Below are 18,890 nucleotides of genomic sequence, written 5' to 3'. Positions count from 1 at the left end.
CCCGGACCGAGTGGGTCCGGGGCCCGCCGCTCTCGCAGGACCCCTCAGCCTGCGGGTCTTTGTCAGCCGACCGGTTCCAGCTCACGCTCGTCGGGGGCCCGCGAGCCGTTCTTCAGGCGCCGCGGCCACCACGCGCGGGTGCCGAACAACGCGATCACGCTCGGTACCAGGAAGATCGACATCACGAACGCGGAGATGATGATCCCGGCCGCGACCGAGAAGCCCATCTCGGTCAGCAACGCCATCCCGGCCAGCATCAGCGACGAGAACGTCCCGGCCAGGATCAGCCCGGCCGCCGCCACCGACGGACCGCCGTGCTCGATCGCCAGGTCGGCCGCGGTCCGTGGATCGGTACCGCGCTCCGCCTCTTCGCGCAATCGGGCGATCATCAGGATGTTGTAGTCGGTGCCGATGGCAACGACGAACAGGTACAGCATGATCGGCAGCGAGAACGTCACCCCGGCGTGCCCGGCCGCGCCCTGGAACACGAACACGGTCGCGCCGATCGAGCTGAAGAAGCTCAGCACCACCGCGAGCATCAGGATCAGCGGTGCGATCAGCGACCGCAGCAGCAGCGCCAGGATGATCGCGATCAGCCCGCCGGCGACCGGGAAGATCACCGACAGGTCCCGGGTGTTGGCGGAACGGATGTCGGTGTAGCTCGCGGTCACGCCGCCGATCAGCGCGGTCGTGCCCTGCGGTGCGTCGGCGTGCGCGGCGTCGCGGAGCTTCCCGTCGACCAGGTCGAGCGCGGCATTCGCGTACGGGGGATCGTCCAGTACGACGTTGATCTGGGCAACGGTCTTGTCCTTGTTCAGCAGCGCCATGCTGCCGTCCGCGCCGGCCGGAAGTACCGCCCCGACCCCGTCGACCTTCGCCAGCTTGCCGGCGTACGTGGTGAGCTCGGCCGGATCCAGCGGCGTGCCGTTCGTGCTGCGTACGTACACCGTGGTCGGGTTCAGCGCGCCGGCCGGGAAGCCGGACTGCAGGTCCTTGATCGCGCGCGCCGACTCGGTACCGTCCGGGAGCTGACCGAACGCGTCGTAGTCGACCTTCATCCCGAGCGAGCCGAGCGCGAGGACGACCATCACCGCGCCGGAGATCGCCGCGACCAGGGCCGGCTTGCGCGCCGTGAACGTGCCGAGCCGCTTGAACATCGCGCCCTTCGGCGTCCGCTGCCAGGACTTCGACGGCCAGAACACCTTCGGGCCGAGCAGCGACACGACCGCCGGGATCAGCGTGATCGCCGCGAACGCCATCACCGCGACCGCGATCGCGAGGCCCGGGCCGAGGCTCTTGAACCCGCCGAACACGGCCAGCAGCAGCGCACTGAACGCGACCACGATCGCACCCGCTGCCGACACGATCACCTCGGCGACGCGGGCGACCGCGTTCACCAGGGCCTGTTTCGGTTCCTCGCCTGCCCGGAGCCGCTCGCGGTAGCGAAAGAGCAGGAACAGGATGTAGTCGGTGCCCACTCCGTACAGCACCACGGTCAGGATCGTCTGCAGGTCCTGGGTGACGTGCAGGTCGGTCGCCTTCGCGACCAGTGCGATCAGGCCGGGCGCGATCGCGGACACCAGGCCGACCGTGAGGATCGGCAGCAACGCGGCGATCGGGCTGCGGTAGATCACCAGCAGCAGGCCGACGATCAGGACCAGCGTGGCGATCCCGACCACCACGAACGCGTTCTCGAACGCATCCTGGTTGTCGAGGTACAGCGCCGCGTCGCCGGTCACCCCGTACTCGAGGTCGGCGCCGGTCAGCGCGGGTCCGGTCACGTCGCGGATCTTCTGGACCGCATCCAGGACCGCCTGCTCGTCCGGGAGACCCTTCAGGCCGACGCTGACGATCTGTACCTGCTTGTTCGGCGAGAGTGCTTGCGGGCCGGTGACCGCGGCCGTGACGCGATCGATCTTCGCGGTGCTGAGCTTGGTTGCCAGCGCGGTGATCCTGGCCTGGTCGGCGGCGGTCAGTTCACCGCCCGCGCCGCGCTTGACCACGATGCTCGCGGTCGCGTCGTTGGTCTGCCCGAACGCGTCCGCGGCCAGCTTCTGCGCCTGGATGGATTCGTACTTGTCCGGCAGCAGCGCCGCCTGGTCCTTCGTGGTGACGTCCGCGAGGGTCGGCGCGAACGCGATCACCGCGATCGCCGCGACCACCCATGCGGCGATCACCTTCCACGGATGGTGGACGACGAAACGCCCGAGTCTGGTGAACACCCCGAACCCCTCCTGAGGGAAGTGGCTGTCAGGTCGACCATTGACGTCTACCTGCCGGTCGGTAGGTAGACTACCTGCCGCCCGGTAGGCTGGTGAAGATGAGAGGGTGGTGACGTGCAGCACCCGACCGGTTCCCGCGACACCAAGGGCGACATCCATCGCGCCGCCGTCCACCTGTTCTCGACCCAGGGCTACGAGCGGACGAGCCTCCGCGAGATCGCCGAACAAGTAGGGATCACCAAGGCGTCGCTCTACTACCACTACTCGTCGAAGCAGGACCTGCTGCGCGCCATCATCGGCACCTTCCTGGACGAGATCTCCGAGGTGCTGAGCTCGGTGGAGACGATCCCGTGGTCCCCGGAGGCAGAGCAGGAGGCACTCCGGGCGTACGTGGACGTGGTCGTCGCGCACCGCAGTACCGGGCCGACGCTGCTCCGCGACATCACCGCGGTGCTGGCCGCGTTCGGGGACGACCTGGACGCGCTGATCGCCCGGAGCCGCCGCTTCCAGCTCTGGCTGGCCGGCCCCAACCCGACCGCCGCCGACCGCCTCCGCGCCGCCGCCGCGGTCGAAACCGTCGGCGCCGCGATGTCAACCGACGTGGACCTCCAGGCCACCCCCGCCGAAGTCCGCGCCATCCTCCTGGAAGCCGCCACCGCGGTCCTCAGCCACCGCGGCCAGCCTGTCGTCCTGGAGCAGCCGAGCGCCAACCCGGCATCAGAGTGACCGGCCGCCGGCGCTCCCGGTGCGTCACACCGGACATCTGACCCCACTCCGGCGTGTTCCGAAGTGGGGGAGGTGGAGATCAGCCTCTGGCTTTGGGTGTCTCCTTGGCCTGGGTTTTGAGACTGGGCGTCGCTGCGCCGGACCTACCGCTGGAATCGGCCGTCTTCCTGGCCTCCTCGGGGGTTGAAGGCCGGGGCGGCGTCCCGGGATCTGCGGCTGCGGCGGTTTTGGCGAGGGCTGCCTTTTCCTCGGCTGTCCGGCCCTGTCCGTCCGTCTGCGGCTGAGCAGCCGCCGGTTGCGGCGGGGAGGTCTCGGGGTTCGCGGCGCGGCTCACCCAGTCCTGATCAGTCTGCGCCGAAGGCTCCGGCCGGTCCCCACCCGCAACCACCTGACCCGGCTGCTGCGCTTGCGGCAGGGGCTGCGACTGCGGCTGCTGGGCTTGCGGCAGGGGCTGCGACTGCGGCTGTTGCGCTTGCGGCAGGGGCTGCGGCTGCTGCGCCTGCGGTTGCTGTGCTTGGGGCTGCTGGGCCTGGGGCTGCGCTGCCTGGGGTTGCTGGGCCTGCGGCTGCTGGGCCTGCGGCTGCTGCGCTTGCGGTTGTTGTGCCTGAGGCTGCGGCTGCTGCGCCTGGGGCTGTTGCGCTTGGGGCTGCGGCTGTTGCGCCTGGGGCTGTTGCGCTTGGGGCTGGGGCTGTTGCGCCTGCGGCTGTTGCGCTTGGGGCTGAGGCTGCTGGGCCTGGGGTTGCGGCGTCTGGGGCTGTTGGGCCTCGGGCTGGGCCTGGAGCTGTTGCTGGGCGGCTACTTGCCCCTGGAGAGCCTCCAGGGCCTCGGATTGCCTGATGGTGAACTCGGTGAGCTGCTGGATCTGCTGCGCAAGCTGGACCTGGAGCTGCTGGCTCGCCTGCAGCGCCGTCTCAAGGTTCCCGAGCTGCTGCTGCAGAGTGGCGATCTCCGGAGAGCTCGCGGGCTGCTGCGGCGCCTGCCCGGGCTGCCCCGGTGGTACCTGCCCGGGCTGGCCCGGTGGCACCTGGCCCTGCGGGACCTGGCCGGGCACTGGTCCGACCTGCCCAGCGCGTGGTTGCGGGTTGTTCAGCTCCGGGTTGAACACGGCGTCCAGCCGACCTGTTGCCAGCGCCGCAAGGCTGTTCTTGTTGATCATGGGATTGCGCTGGACCCCGACCCGCACCCGCGGATCATCCTTCTTCGCCTGCCGCGCCGCCAACGCCATGGCGCCCTTGACCACGTTCCGGCCCTTCCGGATGTTGTTCCAGCGGGTAGCGGCGCGCCTGGCCTGGCGGAACGGGTTCCGGGTCGGGGTGTTCGCCGGCCGGGTGGCCTCCATCCGCCTGTTCGCGACCTGCGCCCGCTGCTGCGCGGCAGCGCCGTACAAGTCCGGCCTGACCTCGGCGTTGACGCCACTCGTGACCAGTCGTTCCAGATCGAACTTGGTCATCTTGGAGGCGCCGATGCGCTCGAGCGTGGTCCGGTTGAGGTTCTTCGCCTCGTGGGCGGCGAGCACGTACGCCGCCTTCATCGTGTTTCCGCCGCTTTTCGCATCCCGGTTGTAGCTGCGCTTGTCTTTCCAGCGGGAAATCACGCCACCGCGTTCCGGAGGGGCTTGGCTCATCGGGGGTCTCCTAGTCGATGTAGACGGCGTAGTTGACCCCGACGGCGGTCGTCAGGGGTTCCTTGGTGGGCCTGGTGCTGTACAGGTGGATCTGCGCGCCCGGCCGCAGCCAGACGGCCAGGTGCCGGCGGCCGATGCCGGCGCCGGGCTCCCACTCGTCCGCGAACGTGGGGCTGCCGGAGTCACCGACGTAGTCGGGCCGGCCCCAGTGCCGGGTCGCGAGGGCGAGGTGGTCCGGCCAGTGCGCGTCCAGCCCGGCCTCGGCGTCGGCGATGTCGTCCGGGCCGATGTCGTACGCCGACCAGCCGCTGTCCGGGCAGTCCGGGAACGCGAGCCCGTCGAACACGATCATCGTGGTCCCGCGCCGGGTGATGAAGCCCCAGGAGACCATCTCGTCGTTGATCACCTCGCCGGGATCGAGCGGCCACGGCGACCAGGAGGTGTTTCCCATCACCCGGTGCACCAGGGCGCGGACGACCTCCGGACCGGCGTCGTCGCCGTCCGGTCCCGCGATCACGGTCCAGTCCAGAATCTCGGCGAGGTCCGCCATCGCCAGGTCATCCTGGTCGAGCGGCCTGTCCTGCGTCATCATCCGGTCTTTGCCGTCCTTCCTGCCCGGTGGTCTGGCGGCAACCCTCTGGGCGCAACCGTAGGGGTCGCAATGGGTCATTCGCCAGTCTGTTCGACGCGCCGCCGGCCGATCCGGATCCCTGGAAGTTCGCTGGTGGTGGACGGCACACCGGCCCCCAGCAGACCAGGCCGTACGCTGGTCCGGTGAACACGGAACACCATTACGGCTTCGAGACCCTCGCCATCCACGCCGGGAACGAGCCCGACCCGACCACCGGCGCGGTGGTGCCACCGATCTACGCCACCAGCACCTACAAGCAGGACGGCGTCGGCGGTCTCCGGGGCGGCTACGAGTACTCCCGCTCGGCGAACCCGACCCGGACCGCGCTGGAGGAGTGCCTGGCCGCGATCGAGGCGGGCAACCGCGGCTTCGCGTTCGCCAGCGGCCTGGCCGCCGAGGACACCCTGATCCGGTCGGTCTGCGCTCCGGGCGACCACGTGGTGTTCCCCGACGACGCGTACGGCGGCACCTTCCGGCTGTTCTCCCGCGTGCTCAGCAACTGGGGTGTCGAGATGACGCCGGCCGCGGTCACCCACCCGGAGGCGATCCGGGCCGCGATCCAGCCGGGGAAGACCAAGGTGGTCTGGCTGGAGACTCCGACGAACCCGCTGCTCAACGTCGCGGACATCGCCATCGTCGCGCAGATCGCGCACGACGCGGGTGCGTTGCTGGTGGTGGACAACACGTTCGCCTCGCCGTACCTGCAGCAGCCGCTCGAGCTGGGCGCGGACGTGGTCGTGCACTCGACCACCAAGTACATGGGTGGGCACTCCGATGTGGTCGGCGGCGCGCTGATCGTGCGCGACGCCGGGCTGGCCGAGAAGATCGGCTTCCACCAGAACGCGATCGGTGCTGTCGCCGGGCCGTTCGACGCGTGGCTGGTGCTGCGCGGCATCAAGACCCTGGGCGTGCGGATGGACCGGCACAGCGACAACGCCGAGAAGGTCGTCGAGTTCCTGCAGCGGCACGAGTCGGTCAGCCAGGTGCTGTACCCCGGAATCGACGGTCACCCCGGTCACGAGACCGCCGCGAAGCAGATGAAGCGGTTCGGCGGCATCGTCAGTTTCCGCGTCACCGGCGGCGAGAAGCAGGCGCTGGACATCTGCAACAAGGCGGAGGTCTTCACCCTGGGCGAGTCGCTCGGCGGCGTGGAGTCGCTGATCGAGCACCCCGGCAAGATGACGCACGCGTCGGTGGCCGGTACACCGCTGGAGGTCCCGGCCGACCTGATCCGCCTGAGCGTCGGCATCGAAACCGCCGACGACCTCCTCCAGGACCTGGACCACGCCCTGTCCTGACTCCACCCCGCCCTGCCCAGATCTGCGGTGGTGCGATGTGTGCGTTGTCGGCAGCTCGACAGTACGTATACGCCCACTGCGCGCCGCCGTAGGCGGGGCGGGCGGTTGGATGAGGGACCAGTGGACGTATACGTACTGTCCAGCTGCAGAAGGTTGGGGTGAGTGGTGTGGGGTTGGTGGTGGCTGTTGACTTTGGGTCGACGTTTACCAAGGCGGTTGCGGTTGATGCGGATTCGGGCGACGTGGTCGCGCGGGCGGAGCATCGGACGACGATCGACACCGATGTGATGGACGGCTGGCACGCCTGTCGCGCAGTGCTCGAAGAGGTGGATCGAGGCGTCAAGAACGCCGAGGTACTCGCTTGTTCGAGTGCCGGCGGCGGCCTGCGGATCGGTGTCGTCGGCAACGAAGAGCTCGTCACCGCCGAGGCCGGGAAGCGGGTCGCGCTGTCCAGCGGCGGCCGGGTGGTCGCGGTCGTCAGCGGCGGACTGTCGGCGGCCGGCCAGAAAGAACTGCGCAAGGACCGCCCGGACGTGGTGCTGCTGCTCGGCGGTACGGACGGCGGAAACTCGGCCGTACTTCTCAAAGCCGCCGAGACCCTGGCGAAGTACAACTGGCGGAAACCGGTCGTTGTCGCGGGCAACATCGAGGCCCAGGCCGAGATCACCGGCGTACTCGGCGCGGTACCGCACGTACTGGCCGGCAACGTCGTTCCCGAGATCGGGGTGTTCGCGCCGGACAGTGCGCGGGCGGCGATCCGGGAAATGTTCCTCAAGCACGTGATCGGCGGCAAGAACCTGTCCCGGGACCCGGCCTTCGCCCGGATGGTCCGCGCCGCGACACCCGATGTCGTACTGCGCGGCGTCGAGGTGCTTGCGGGCCTGCACGGTGACGTCGCGGTCGTCGACATCGGCGGCGCGACCACCGACGTACATTCGGTCATCGAGCTCGACCCGGAGGACGCGAACCTCGGCCGCGAAGTGGTCGCCACCCATCCCGTCACCCGCACGGTCGAAGGCGATCTCGGCATGCGCTGGAGTGCCGTACCGGTGGTCGAGGCCGGTACCGAAGCCGGGCTCGTCGCCAACGAGGGCGAGCTGCGTACGGCGGCCATGCACCGGCACGACGATCCGTCCTTTCTCCCGGACAGTCCGGACGAGGCCGCGTACGACGAGCAGCTGGCGAGCGTGGCGGCAACAGTCGCCCTGCGCCGGCACGCTGGCCGGCAGCGGATCGTTTTCGGTCCTGGTGGACGGGTGATCGAGCGGTCCGGGAAGGATCTGCGCGAGGTGGACCTGCTGGTCGGGTCCGGGGGAGTGCTGCGGCACAACCCGCCCGAGGTCGCGGCCCGGATCCTCGGCTCGATCGGTACCAATGCGCAGGAGGAAGGCTGGCTCGTCCCACAACGCGCCGAGGTGTGCATCGACCGCGACTACGTACTCGCCGGCGTCGGCCTCCTCGCCGACCTCGCCCCGAAAGCAGCCGAAGGCCTGGCCCGCCACATTCATACAACCGGCTCAACCGGGCACTAGCTAGGCTCAGCACCAGCTAGAGCTGCGGAGGTGGGATGAGCAACCTGGGGCGGGACGAAGCCGACGAGCCGGAGCAGGAGAGCCCGGTCGCCGACAACGAGGTGCTGGAGGAGACCAGCGACGACGCCGAGCCGGCCAGTGCGCGGGAGCCGGTGACGCGGGTCGACACCGGGGTGACCCGGGGGATGGAGATCGCCAGCGCCTGGTCCTGGCGGTTCCTGGTGATCGTCGCCGCGGTGGTCGTGATCGGGTACACGATGCGGTACCTGTCCGAGGTCTTCGTACCGGTGACGATCGGCGTACTCCTCACTGCCCTGCTGGTGCCGGTCACCAACGGTCTGCAGAAGCTCCGAATACCCCGCGGGCCCGCCGCCGGGCTCACCGTGATCGCGACGCTGATCGTGATCGCCGGTCTGCTGACGCTGGTCGGTACGCAGATCGCCGGCCAGTTCGAGGACCTGTCGAAACAGGTCGGCGAAGGTGTGCAGAAGCTCCGCGAGATGGCCCGGATCAACTTCGGGCTGACCGACGCGGACATCACCAACCTGTTCAAGCAGGTGCAGAAGCAGTTTGCGTCCGGTGGCGCGCTCGGTCAGCAGGCGGCAGCGGTCGGTACGACGGCGACGCATGTCGTCGCGGGGCTGTTCATCGCGCTGTTCAGCCTGTTCTTCTTCCTGTACCAGGGCGAACAGATCTGGGCCTGGCTGGTCCGGCTGTTCCCGCGCCGCGCCCGGGACAAGGCGGATTCGTCCGGCCGGCGGGCGTGGGTTTCGCTGACCGCGTTCGTCCGCGCCACCGTGATCGTCGCCGCGGTCGACGCGATCGGCATCTCCCTCGGCGCCGCGATCCTCGGCCTGCCACTGGTCAGCGCGATCGGCATCCTGGTGTTCGTCGGCGCGTTCGTACCGGTGGTCGGTGCGCTGGTCAGCGGGGTGGTCGCGGTCCTCGTCGCACTTGTTGCCAAGGGCCCCATCGTGGCGATCGTGATGCTCGCGATCGTGATCGGCGTACAGCAGTTGGAGGCGCACGTACTGCAGCCGTTCCTGATGGGCCGCGCGGTCAGCGTGCACCCACTCGCGGTGATCCTGGCGATCGCCACGGGTGTCGTGATCGCGGGCATCGTCGGCGCCCTGATCGCCGTACCCACCGCCGCCGTCATCAACGCGATCGTCAACCACCTGGCCGGCAACGACCCGGACCCCGGCCCACCGAGACCCGTACCCGGTCGTCCCCGGCCCGCGCCATCCGACGACTGACCGGCCAACCCCGCCGAACAGGTGTGCTGGGCAACAGGTGAGCGAGCAACCCAGCAGGGCCGGTGCGCTGGGCAACGACTGAACAGGCAACGCCGCCGGGCACATGTGCTCGGCGGCGTCGTCATCGATGCCCCCAGGAGGCCTGGGGGCTGGTGCTTGCTAGCGGCCGCCCAGGTTGTTGCCAGTGGACTTGGGGTCCGTCCCGCGCTGGGTGCCGGGACGCTCGCCGGCTTGCTGCCCCAAGACCGTGTTCTCCCCTCCAGTGGCCTGCTCGAGCTGTTTCGTGCCCGCGGGCCGCATCGCCGGGTCGCTGCCGGGCGGCATGATTGCCTTCATCTCGGCCGGCGCCGGCAGTGCCTTGGGCTCTGCGGGTGCGGTGATCTCATTGGCAACGACGGCCATCTCGCGCGGGTTGACCGTCTCCGCGGCCTGCTGCGTGTCCGGGTTGCGGCGAATCGCGTTGTACAGCTTGGAAACCCGGTCCGCGACGGCGCCGGGCGCGTTCGCGACTGCCGAAGCGGCTGCCTTGCCCCAACGCGAAGCCGCGTTGGCGGCTCGACCGACGGCCTGCCGGAGCTGGGGCGTCGCCGCGACCACGGCGCCGACGGCGACCGCGGCGGTTGCGGCGTGCTGGCTGGGGTTGGCGGCGATGGCGTCGGCGTACTGCGTCGCCCAGGCGCCGACCTGATGCGCCGCGTGGACGGCGGTGTCGCCGACCGAGTTCGCCACACCAACGGCGGAGTCCCAGGTCTGGACGGCCCAGCCGCTGACCGCACCCGCGGCCGCCTGCGTGCCCTCGCTGATCGCATGGCCGGCCGACTGCGCGCCCTCGCTGATCGCATGGCCCGCCGAGGTGAGCTGGTCGCCGGCCCAGTTACCGAAGTCCTTGGTCGTCTGGACAGCGTTGTCTACCTGCTGGCCGGCCCAGTCGGCGAAGTGGTTGGCCTCCTGGCCGGTGGCATCGGCCTGCTGGCCGGCCCAATCGCCGACCGCCTGAGCGCCGGCCGCGATCTGGTCGCCGGTCCAGCCGAGGGCTTCCTGGCCGGGCTCCGTCATCGCGGCGGCGCCGGCCGCCAGCCCGTACGGCGCGATCCGGCGGGCCCGCGCCACGGGCTGCTTCGCCGCCAGCTCGGCCTGGCGCGCCTCGAGCGCACGCTGGGTGTTGATGATCTCGAAGATCGCGGTCCGCTGCTCCTGGGTGAACCCGCCGTGCATCAGCTGCTGGTCGATCCGGTGCTGGCCCGTGTTCTGCGGACCTGGTCCTTCCGATGGGGTGCTCATCGTCGCTCCTAGTCGAGGTAGACCGTGTAGTTGATACCTACCGACGGCGACAACGGGTCTACGGTCGGCATGTCGCTGTACAGGAAGAACTGGGCGCCGACCCGCGGCCAGACCGCGAGGTGGCGGCGGTCGAAGCCGGCTCCGGGGCGGAACTCGTCGAGGAACGCGGGGTTGCGGTAGTCACTGGCGTAGACCGGCGGTCCCCAGGTCCGCACGGCCAGCTCGAACGCGGCGGGCCAGTGCTCGTCCAGGCCGGCCGCGGCCGCCTCGATGTCGTCGGCCGCGAGGTCGTAGGCCGACCAGCCGCTGTCCCGGACGTCGGCGAGGACGAGTCCGTTGAACACGATCATGGTCGTGCCGCGGTCGGTCTCGAAGCCCCACGACTCGAGCTTGTCCCAATCGATGGAGCTGTCGTTGGCCGGCCACGGCTCCCAGCCGGTCCCGGCGCTGACCCGGGTGACCAGTGCCTTGACGGCCTCGTACCCGGTGCCGGGCGCGTCCGGGCCGGCGACCTTGGTCCAGTCGGCGATCTCGGCGAGGTCAGCCATCGCCGCGGCGTCCAGGTCGAGCGGCCTGTCCTTGAACTTCATCTGGGGTGCATCCCCTTCGTGATCTGCGTGCAGCCTGTAATTGAGAACCCTAGGACCGGCCCAGGGTCATAGCTGGAGCGAACCGGCCGCGCGACCTGGGGCGGGTTGCGCGGCCTTGGGTGTACTGCAGTTACTCGCGACCTGCCCCGCGATTCGTGGAGCGGTTCGACTGGCCGGTTTGGTCGCGTTCCCCGGCGGAGGTGCCGGGGCGGGACTGTCCCGGTGTCACCGGCGGTAGCGTCGCCGCGTTCATCGACTGCGCCAGGTCCGGTGAGAGCCGCGGGGACGGCCCACCGGCGCCCAGGCGCGCGTGCACCGCCTGTGTGAGTGCGTGCTCCGAGACAGTGCTGTTCTCGGGGCCGGTGCCTGGCGGTCTGCCCGAGTTGGCCAGGCCGTCACGGTGCGCCTCGCGGCGCATGTTCAATGGTGTCCTCATGTCCCCTCCTCATTGAGGTAGACCACATAGTTGATACCTACCGATGTCGCGAGCGGCTTGCGACGCGGTTTGTTGCTGTACAGATGGATCTCCGCACCGGGCGGTGTCCAAACGGCGAGATGGCGGCGATCGACACCGGCTCCCGGTGCCCAGTCGTCATCGAAACCGGCCTTGCTGTCTACTCCGACGTACGAAGGCTGTCCCCAGTGCCGGCAAGCGAGGTCGAATTTTTCCGGCCAGTGCTCGTCGAGTCCGGCCGCGACCTCGTCGATGTCCCACGGCTCGATCGCGAACGCGACCCAGCCGCTGAAGGGGCTGTGCGGAAGGACCTGGTCGTCGTACACCGCGAGCTCGGTGTTCCGGCGGGTCAGGAAGCCCCAGCCGTCGAGCTGGTCGTCGATCACGGTCTTGCGGTTGATCGGCCACGGCTTCCAGTTGGTCGCCGACTTGACCCGGCGGATCAGCCGGCGGACCGGTACCGGTCCGGTGGCGCCCGTGTGCGGCCCGCCGAGGCGCCGCCAGTCGCGGACGTCGGCGAGGTCCGCCATCGCCCGGTCGTCGTCGTCCAGCGGTCGGTCCAGTGTCTTCATCCCTGCGGCTGCCCCTGTCGCTACGGTTGTGGACGAAACTATGACCCCGGCGGGGTCAGACGGGCGCTCGTCCGGTGCACAGCAGACGAACAGCCGCCCTGGGAAGCTTCCCAGGACGGCTGTCGGGTTGGTCAACCGCCGTTTGGTCTCAGTGCGGTATCGGTGCTCCGGACGCCGGCCGGATCAGTGCATGGCGGCCGCTGCCGAGGACTCCAGCGAGTCCTCGCCGTCGGCCTTCGGGCCGTCGTTGCGCCCGGCCAGCCGCTGCTCCGGAGTGATGATCGCGATGATCAGCGCGATCGCCAGGAACGGCAGCGAGACCAGGAACACATCGCCCATCGCGTCGACCAGGCCGTGCAGTGCCCAGCCCTTCATCGGCGGCTGCAGACCGTGCAGTGCCTGCACGCTGTTCGCCGCCTTCGCCAGCTTGTCGACCATGCCCTGCGCGGCCTGCGGGACGATGTCGGTCAGGTGCGACGACAGCCTGCTGGTCAGCACCGCCCCGTACACGGCCGTACCGATCGCGCCACCCATCGAGCGGAAGAAGGTCATCGTCGAGGTCGCGCTGCCCATGTGCTGCCGGGGCACGCTGTTCTGCGCGGCGGTGACGGTGATCTGCATCGACAGGCCCAGCCCGGCGCCCATCACGAACATGTAGATCGCCAGCTGCCAGTACGGGGTGGACAGGCTCAGCGTGGACAGCATCACCATCGCCACACCGACCGCGATCGCGGAGATGATCGGGTAGATCTTGTACCGGCCGGTCTTGCTCATCAGCTGGCCGCTCGGGATCGATGCGGAGAAGATGCCGACGATCATCGGCAGCAGCGCCAGGCCGGACCGGGTCGGCGACATGTCCTTGACCGCCTGCAGGTACAGCGGCAGGAAGATCAGCGCGCCGAACATCGCGAAGCCGAGCAGGAACGCGTACCCGGCGTACCCGGAGAAGATCCGGCCCTTGAACAGGTCCATCGGGATGATCGGCTCGGCGACCTTGAGCTCGATGAAGACGAACAGCACCGCCAGCACGACCGCGGCGCCGAGCAGCGCCAGCGTGGTGCCGGTGCCCCAGCCGTTGGTCGGGCCGCTCCAGGAGACGGCCAGCAGCAGCGAGGTGACCGCGGCGGCCACGGTCGCGGCGCCGAGGTAGTCGATCTTGTGCGAACGCTTCACGTGCGGCAGCTTCAGCACGGCGCCGACGATGCCGAGGGCAACCAGGCCGATCGGCAGGTTGATCCAGAAGATCCAGCGCCAGCCCGGACCGTCGGTGAGCAGGCCGCCGAGCAGCGGGCCGGCCACCGAGGACAGGCCGAAGACGGCACCGAAGTACCCCATGTACTTACCGCGCTCGCGCGGCGGGATCACGTCGCCGATGGTGGCGAACGCGAGGGACATCAGACCGCCGGCACCCAGACCCTGGACGGCCCGGAAGCCGATCAGCATCTCGATGTTCTGCGACAGCGCGGCCAGCACGGAGCCGGCCAGGAAGGTGACGATCGCCGCGATGAACAGCGGGCGGCGGCCGTACAGGTCGGACACCTTGCCCCAGAGCGGGGTCGAGGCGGTCGAGGTCAGCAGGTACGCGGTGACCACCCAGGACAGTTTGTCCAGGCTGTTGAACTCGCTGACGATCCGCGGCAGCGCGGTACCCACGATGCTCTGGTCCAGGGCGGCCAGGAACATGCCGGCCATCAGTCCGCCGAGGACGACCATGATCTGCTTGTGGGACAGGTAGTTGGGACCGCCGTCCGGAGTCGGTGAGGCGCCGCCGGCGGTAGCGGGCTCTGTGGTGCTCATCTGGTGCTCTCCAGGTTCTTGTCGGTGTTCACACGGGCGGCGGAGTCGCCGTCGTCCGTGGTGTCAGTGGTGTCATCGGGGCGCTCTGCCGGGCCGGACGGCCGCAGCCGCGGTGCTACCGCGGCCCAGCCCTTGTCGGCCCAGGCGGCGCTGGTGGGTGCTTCGGTGAGGGCGGCGACGCCGTCCGCGAAGCGGGTCATCAGCCGCTCGAAGGTCTGCACGTCCTGCTCGGACCAGCCCTCCATCGCGGCACTGAGCAGCTCCATCCGGTGCCGGGCACCGGCCTCCCACTGCTGCACGCCCTGCTCGGTCAACTCGACCCGGAAGGCGCGGCCGTCGTCGGGGTCGGGGGAGCGGCGGACCAGGCCGAGCTGCTCCAGCGACCGGACGTGCCGGCTCGTGGTCGAGGCGTCGAGCTCCAGCCGCGCGGCCAGGTCGGACAGTCGCAGTGCGCCGTTGCACCGCAGCGCGAACAGCACGACGTGCAAGCTGTGGTCGAGCGTGTCGCCGGGCTGCTTGGCCTTGAGCCGGCGTCCGACCCGGGTGAACGCGTTCAGGACGCCCTCGATGGGCGTGCGCGGAGAGTACGCGTCGTTTACTTGCATTCTGCAAGCATATACATGCTTGCGTGATACACGCAAATGAGTTTCCAAGAAGTTCAACTGAGTCGCCACTTACTTGCTCTCGGTCGCCGGGTGGTTACTGTCCGCAGGCGGGGGAGAATCGTCCGCAGAGATGCGACGGTGCAAGGAGGCGTTTTGTGACGCGGGTGGCTGTGGTGACCGGTGGCGGGTCGGGGCTGGGGCGGGAGATGGCGCTGGCGCTGGCCGGGGCCGGGTTCCAGGTGTGGGTGACGGGCCGGACCGAAGACAAGCTGAAAGAAACTGCCGCCGCAGACGCTGATGTGCGGTGGGCTGTAGTGGATGTGGGGGATGGGGGTGGGGTGCGGGAGTTCTTCGGGGGGCTGGAGCGGGTTGATGTGTTGGTGAACAACGCTGGTACGGGGGCTCCGGCTGCTGCGGTGCAGGACGTTGACGAAGCGGACTGGCGGCGGGTGGTGGATACGAACCTGACCGGGTCGTTCCTCTGTGCGCAGGCGGCGTTCGACCTGATGCTGCGGCAGGATCCGAAAGGTGGGCGGATCATCAACAACGGGTCGATCTCGGCACACGTACCGCGGCCCCGGGGGATCGCGTACACGGCCAGCAAGCACGCGATCTCCGGGCTGACCAAAGGACTCGAACTGGAGGGGCGGCCGCATGGGATCACCGCCTGCCAGATCGACATCGGCAACGCCGCGACCGCGATGACCGAACGAATGGAGCAGGGCGTACTCCAGCCGGACGGATCGATCGCGGCCGAGCCCACCTTCGACCCGAAGATCGTGGCGGACTTCGTCGTTCAGATCGCGCAGCTACCGACCACGGTCGCCGTACCGAACCTGACCGTGATGGCAGCCGGCATGCCGTACGTGGGCCGTGGCTGACTGTCGTTGGCGCAGGGGTCAGTTCGGGCGGGTGCGCTCGAGGTCGACGTCGGTCAGGGCGTACCAGCGACCGCTCGGCGGCTGATCGAGCAGCGGGTCGTTCCAGCGCAGTCTGACGCGGTCCGGCTGCGCTTCGACCAGCTGTGCCTCCTGCCACTCCGGTCCGTCGGTGCGAGCCCACCAGAGCTCGGACAGGCTCGCCAGCCCTTCTGTCTCCACAGTCTGTACGGCAGCATCCCGCTCAGCGACCGGACCGAGCGCCGCACCGAACACCGTGGTCGGCAACCAACCACCAGCCATCGGTACGACCCGTCCGAGTACCTCACCGTCCTCCCGGACCACATCCGTCGGCTCAGGCAGTCCCGGCCACAGTTCTTTAAGGGCAGTGGCGATTCGGGCTGTCGTCTGGTGCAGGAACTGCACTCCGGCCAGCTCGGTGGCGCTGCCGGCGTACTGCTCCGGCACAACCACCTCTCCACCCACCCAAGTACGCCGCACTCGTTGCGTAGCGCTGATGTCGAGCAGTGGATCGCCGTCCACCATCAGTAGATCAGCACGCGTACCAACAGCCAGCCGGCCGCGGTCAGTCAGCTTGAATGCGTCAGCGGGCGCACTGGTCGCGGCCACGAGTGCCTCGGCCGGAGTGAGTCCAGCACGTACTAGGTGTCCCAGCTCTCGGTGCAGTGATGCTCCGAAGAGCATGCCGGGGTTCGGAGCATCTGTCCCGGCTAGTACGGGCACGCCAGCTCGTAGCAACGCCAGTGTGTTCGCCCGCGCCGCGGCACCGTCCGGCGGCTGCGGTGGCATCCAGCGGCGCGACTGCTGGTCCAGTACGCGCCGCCAGCGTGCAGGCATCCGCTGCATCAGCTCGGGCTCGTCCTGCAAGGGCAACCGGCCGGACGGACCGGTGTACCCGTCGACGATGTCCAGCGTGGCGATCACGGCAGCACCACTACTAGCGACTGCCTCGATCTCCTGCGGCGACATGAGGTCAGACGGCGCATGTGCGAGTACGTCAGCACCGCACTGGACCACCTCGACCGCACTGGCCGCAGTAGATACGTGTGCGACCACAGTCAGTCCACTGGCGTGAGCCGCGTCGATCAGCGCCCGCAGCGTGGGCTCGTCCAGGGTGGGGAGGTTCATCCCCGCGCCCGAGCCGTCGTCGTAGATCAGCTTGAGGTGGTCAGCGCCCTCCGCGATCCGATCAGCGACGAACTGCTTCGCATCCGCGGGACTAGTCGCGTACGGGATCGGTGGGAACGCGATCGTCGGGTGACCGCCCGGAACGGTTGCGCCGATGCTGGATGTGAAGAACGACGAGCGCGGAGTCTCCTGTGCGCTCACCTCGGGCATGCTGAACTGGTCGAACTGCGTGGTCACTCCGAACGTCGCCGCGAGCTGTGTACAGCCGGGGATGAGGTGGACATGCGAATCGATCAGTCCGGGGAGCAAGGTGGTTCCGGAGCCGTCGATCACCGTGTCGCCCGGTTGGACGACGTCCGGCCCGCCAACAGCAGCGATCCGGCCGTCCGCGACCCGTAGACAGTCCTCCGGGAGTACGGCGCCTCGGTCGACCAGTTGGGTGTGCAGGATGGTGAATGACATGCCTCGGACGCTAGGGGGTGACGTAACGTCATACTCCAACTCGTTTACGGAGGTGCAGTGGAGCGTACGGTCAGTGAGGTGGCCAAGCTGGCCGGTGTCTCGGTACGGACGCTGCGTCACTACGACGCCATCGGACTGCTGCCACCGGGCCGCGTAGCCACGAACGGCTACCGGTACTACGGCCGGTCAGAGCTGCTCCGGCTGCAGCGGATCCTGCTGCTCCGGGAGCTTGGCGTACCACTACCGGCGATCTCCCGCATCCTGGACGAGCAGGAGGATGAGGTCACCGCACTGCGCGGCCACCGCGAGCAACTGTTGGCGGAGCGCAAGCGGCTGGACACCATGCTCGGCGCGGTCGAGCGGACGATCGCAGGTGTCTCCGGTGACGAGACGGTGACCGATGCGGAGTTCTTCAGCGGACTGACCGAAGCACGGTCCCGGCTGCGTACTGAGCTGGCTGAACGGTTCGGCGAGGAGGCCGCGGAAGGGTTCGAGCAGGCCGTACGCGAGACCGACGGCTGGACGCGGGAGGACTACGAGCAGCTGGGCGACGAGGGCCGCCGGCTGCTGCTGCGGATGGCCGCGGCACGGGACCGTGGCGTACGACCGGATTCACCCGAAGGCCTCGAGCTGATCGAACTGCATTACCAGGGCGTACTGGAGCTGTGGCCCGCGACGCCGACGACGTACTACGCGCTGGCCGATCTCCTGGTGGAGAACGCGGATCAGCGGTCCATCATCGAGACCGTCGACAAGGAATTGCCCGAGTGGCTCGCGGCCGGAGTGCGCGCGTACGCGGTGCATCGGCTCGGGTACGCCCAAAACGACAAGAAAACTGTCCGTGGGGGCGTCTAGTGTCGGGCAGGTGAGTGAGCAACGGGAGTCCTTGGTCCATGTCCGCGACCTCCGGAAGTCGTATGGCGACTTCGAGGCGGTGCGCGGGATCGACCTGGACGTGTGGCGGGGTGAGGCCTTCGGGTTCCTCGGGCCGAACGGCGCGGGCAAGTCGTCGACGATGCGGATGATCGGCGCTGTCTCCCCGACCACCGGCGGAACGCTCCGGATCCTCGGCCTGGACCCGGCCACCGACGGCCCGGCGATCCGCGGCCGGCTCGGCGTCTGCCCGCAGGAGGACACCCTCGACACCGAGCTGACCGTCCGGGAGAACCTGACGATCTACGGGCGCTACTTCGGGCTCAGCCGGGCCGAGTGCCGCGAGCGGGCGGACGAGTTGCTCGAGTTCGTCGCGCTCACCGACAAGGCGAAGGTGAAGGTCGACGAGCTGTCCGGCGGGATGAAGCGGCGGCTGACGATCGCGCGGTCGCTGGTCAGCAAGCCCGACCTGCTGCTCCTCGACGAGCCGACCACCGGGCTGGACCCGCAGGCACGGCACCTGTTGTGGGACAAGCTGTTCCGGCTCAAACAGGCCGGGGTCACGCTGATCATCACCACGCACTACATGGACGAGGCCGAGCAGCTGTGCGACCGGCTGGTGGTGATGGACGGCGGCCTGATCGCGGCCGAGGGTTCCCCGGCTGAGCTGATCCGCGACTACTCGACCCGCGAGGTCACCGAGCTGCGCTTCGGGCCGGACGTGATGCTCGCCGACCACGACGCGCTGGCCGGCAAGGTGGAGGATCTCGCGCAACGGATCGAGGTCCTGCCGGACCGCCTCCTGCTCTACACCGACGACGGCGAACGGGCCGTCGCCGCGGTGCATGAACGCGGCCTGCAACCGGCTGCCGTACTGGTCCGCCGCTCCACCTTGGAGGACGTGTTCCTCCGCCTCACCGGCCGGACGCTGGTGGACTGA

General features: G+C 69.1%; 17 protein-coding genes. 7 read left to right on the top strand and 10 right to left on the bottom strand.

Going from position 1 to position 18,890, the window contains the following annotated elements:
* Window positions 1–62: 62 nt before the first annotated feature.
* Entirely contained in the window at window positions 63–2,222 is a 2,160-nt protein-coding gene (locus tag ABD260_RS20475; RefSeq protein WP_344235215.1) for an MMPL family transporter, read from the bottom strand.
* A 114-nt stretch (window positions 2,223–2,336) separates the two neighbouring features.
* On the opposite strand from ABD260_RS20475, the gene ABD260_RS20470 reads away from it, so the two are divergent.
* Window positions 2,337–2,948 carry a TetR/AcrR family transcriptional regulator gene (locus ABD260_RS20470; protein WP_344235214.1) on the top strand — a complete coding sequence of 204 codons (612 nt, stop codon included), beginning with the start codon at window positions 2,337–2,339 and terminating at the stop codon, window positions 2,946–2,948.
* Between the two features lie 79 nt (window positions 2,949–3,027).
* Here the strand turns inward: ABD260_RS20470 and ABD260_RS20465 are convergent, their stop codons facing one another.
* Both ABD260_RS20465 and ABD260_RS20460 read right to left on the bottom strand, forming a co-directional pair.
* Entirely contained in the window at window positions 3,028–4,572 is a 1,545-nt protein-coding gene (locus ABD260_RS20465) for a hypothetical protein (RefSeq protein ID WP_344235213.1), read from the bottom strand.
* 10 nt (window positions 4,573–4,582) lie between these two features.
* Complete coding sequence (locus ABD260_RS20460) at window positions 4,583–5,161, bottom strand: hypothetical protein (RefSeq protein ID WP_344235212.1); 579 nt, start codon at window positions 5,159–5,161, stop codon at window positions 4,583–4,585.
* 185 nt (window positions 5,162–5,346) lie between these two features.
* On the opposite strand from ABD260_RS20460, the gene ABD260_RS20455 reads away from it, so the two are divergent.
* The 3 genes from ABD260_RS20455 (at window position 5,347) to ABD260_RS20445 (ending at window position 9,289) form a co-directional block, all read left to right on the top strand.
* Window positions 5,347–6,501, top strand: coding sequence for a cystathionine gamma-synthase (locus tag ABD260_RS20455; RefSeq protein WP_344235211.1), 1,155 nt, complete (start codon window positions 5,347–5,349; stop codon window positions 6,499–6,501).
* Window positions 6,502–6,680: 179 nt separating this feature from the next.
* Entirely contained in the window at window positions 6,681–8,033 is a 1,353-nt protein-coding gene (locus ABD260_RS20450) for a glutamate mutase L (protein WP_344235210.1), read from the top strand.
* 35 nt (window positions 8,034–8,068) lie between these two features.
* Window positions 8,069–9,289, top strand: coding sequence for an AI-2E family transporter (locus ABD260_RS20445; RefSeq protein ID WP_344235209.1), 1,221 nt, complete (start codon window positions 8,069–8,071; stop codon window positions 9,287–9,289).
* A gap of 159 nt (window positions 9,290–9,448) precedes the next feature.
* Here ABD260_RS20445 and ABD260_RS20440 read toward each other — a convergent pair whose 3' ends face one another.
* The 6 genes from ABD260_RS20440 to ABD260_RS20415 form a co-directional block, all read right to left on the bottom strand.
* On the bottom strand, window positions 9,449–10,570 hold the full coding sequence (locus tag ABD260_RS20440) for a hypothetical protein (RefSeq protein WP_344235208.1): 1,122 nt from the start codon (window positions 10,568–10,570) through the stop codon (window positions 9,449–9,451).
* Window positions 10,571–10,578: 8 nt separating this feature from the next.
* Window positions 10,579–11,160 (bottom strand): hypothetical protein, encoded by a 582-nt coding sequence (locus tag ABD260_RS20435; RefSeq protein WP_344235207.1) that lies wholly within the window; start codon window positions 11,158–11,160, stop codon window positions 10,579–10,581.
* Between the two features lie 130 nt (window positions 11,161–11,290).
* Window positions 11,291–11,596, bottom strand: coding sequence for a hypothetical protein (locus tag ABD260_RS20430; RefSeq protein WP_344235206.1), 306 nt, complete (start codon window positions 11,594–11,596; stop codon window positions 11,291–11,293).
* Entirely contained in the window at window positions 11,593–12,186 is a 594-nt protein-coding gene (locus ABD260_RS20425; RefSeq protein ID WP_344235205.1) for a hypothetical protein, read from the bottom strand. The genes ABD260_RS20430 and ABD260_RS20425 overlap by 4 nt, the downstream gene beginning before the upstream one ends.
* A gap of 183 nt (window positions 12,187–12,369) precedes the next feature.
* On the bottom strand, window positions 12,370–13,983 hold the full coding sequence (locus ABD260_RS20420; RefSeq protein WP_344235204.1) for an MDR family MFS transporter: 1,614 nt from the start codon (window positions 13,981–13,983) through the stop codon (window positions 12,370–12,372).
* Window positions 13,980–14,588, bottom strand: a complete 609-nt coding sequence (locus tag ABD260_RS20415; RefSeq protein WP_344235203.1) for a MarR family winged helix-turn-helix transcriptional regulator — start codon at window positions 14,586–14,588, stop codon at window positions 13,980–13,982. The genes ABD260_RS20420 and ABD260_RS20415 overlap by 4 nt, the downstream gene beginning before the upstream one ends.
* A gap of 155 nt (window positions 14,589–14,743) precedes the next feature.
* Between ABD260_RS20415 and ABD260_RS20410 the strand changes: the two genes are divergently transcribed.
* Window positions 14,744–15,469: an SDR family oxidoreductase gene (locus ABD260_RS20410; protein ID WP_344235202.1), complete on the top strand. Its 726-nt coding sequence runs from the start codon at window positions 14,744–14,746 to the stop codon at window positions 15,467–15,469.
* Between the two features lie 18 nt (window positions 15,470–15,487).
* Here the strand turns inward: ABD260_RS20410 and ABD260_RS20405 are convergent, their stop codons facing one another.
* Entirely contained in the window at window positions 15,488–17,077 is a 1,590-nt protein-coding gene (locus ABD260_RS20405; RefSeq protein ID WP_344235201.1) for an amidohydrolase family protein, read from the bottom strand.
* Between the two features lie 57 nt (window positions 17,078–17,134).
* Between ABD260_RS20405 and ABD260_RS20400 the strand changes: the two genes are divergently transcribed.
* Window positions 17,135–17,932, top strand: a complete 798-nt coding sequence (locus ABD260_RS20400; RefSeq protein ID WP_344235200.1) for a MerR family transcriptional regulator — start codon at window positions 17,135–17,137, stop codon at window positions 17,930–17,932.
* 10 nt (window positions 17,933–17,942) lie between these two features.
* A complete protein-coding gene (locus tag ABD260_RS20395; protein ID WP_344235199.1) occupies window positions 17,943–18,890 on the top strand; it encodes an ABC transporter ATP-binding protein in 948 nt (315 codons plus the stop codon).

This window comes from Kribbella hippodromi, from assembly GCF_039531045.1.
GTDB lineage: Bacteria > Actinomycetota > Actinomycetes > Propionibacteriales > Kribbellaceae > Kribbella > Kribbella hippodromi.
This window is presented reverse-complemented; position numbering and strand designations above follow the sequence as displayed.

Coding starts and splice junctions, on each gene's coding strand:
- ABD260_RS20465 (WP_344235213.1), bottom strand. CDS start 4,572: ATGAGCCAAGCCCCTCCGGAACGCGGTGGCGTGATTTCCCGCTGGAAA.
- ABD260_RS20460 (WP_344235212.1), bottom strand. CDS start 5,161: ATGACGCAGGACAGGCCGCTCGACCAGGATGACCTGGCGATGGCGGAC.
- ABD260_RS20445 (WP_344235209.1), top strand. CDS start 8,069: ATGAGCAACCTGGGGCGGGACGAAGCCGACGAGCCGGAGCAGGAGAGC.
- ABD260_RS20440 (WP_344235208.1), bottom strand. CDS start 10,570: ATGAGCACCCCATCGGAAGGACCAGGTCCGCAGAACACGGGCCAGCAC.
- ABD260_RS20435 (WP_344235207.1), bottom strand. CDS start 11,160: ATGAAGTTCAAGGACAGGCCGCTCGACCTGGACGCCGCGGCGATGGCT.
- ABD260_RS20430 (WP_344235206.1), bottom strand. CDS start 11,596: ATGAGGACACCATTGAACATGCGCCGCGAGGCGCACCGTGACGGCCTG.
- ABD260_RS20425 (WP_344235205.1), bottom strand. CDS start 12,186: ATGAAGACACTGGACCGACCGCTGGACGACGACGACCGGGCGATGGCG.
- ABD260_RS20420 (WP_344235204.1), bottom strand. CDS start 13,983: ATGAGCACCACAGAGCCCGCTACCGCCGGCGGCGCCTCACCGACTCCG.
- ABD260_RS20415 (WP_344235203.1), bottom strand. CDS start 14,588: ATGCAAGTAAACGACGCGTACTCTCCGCGCACGCCCATCGAGGGCGTC.
- ABD260_RS20405 (WP_344235201.1), bottom strand. CDS start 17,077: ATGTCATTCACCATCCTGCACACCCAACTGGTCGACCGAGGCGCCGTA.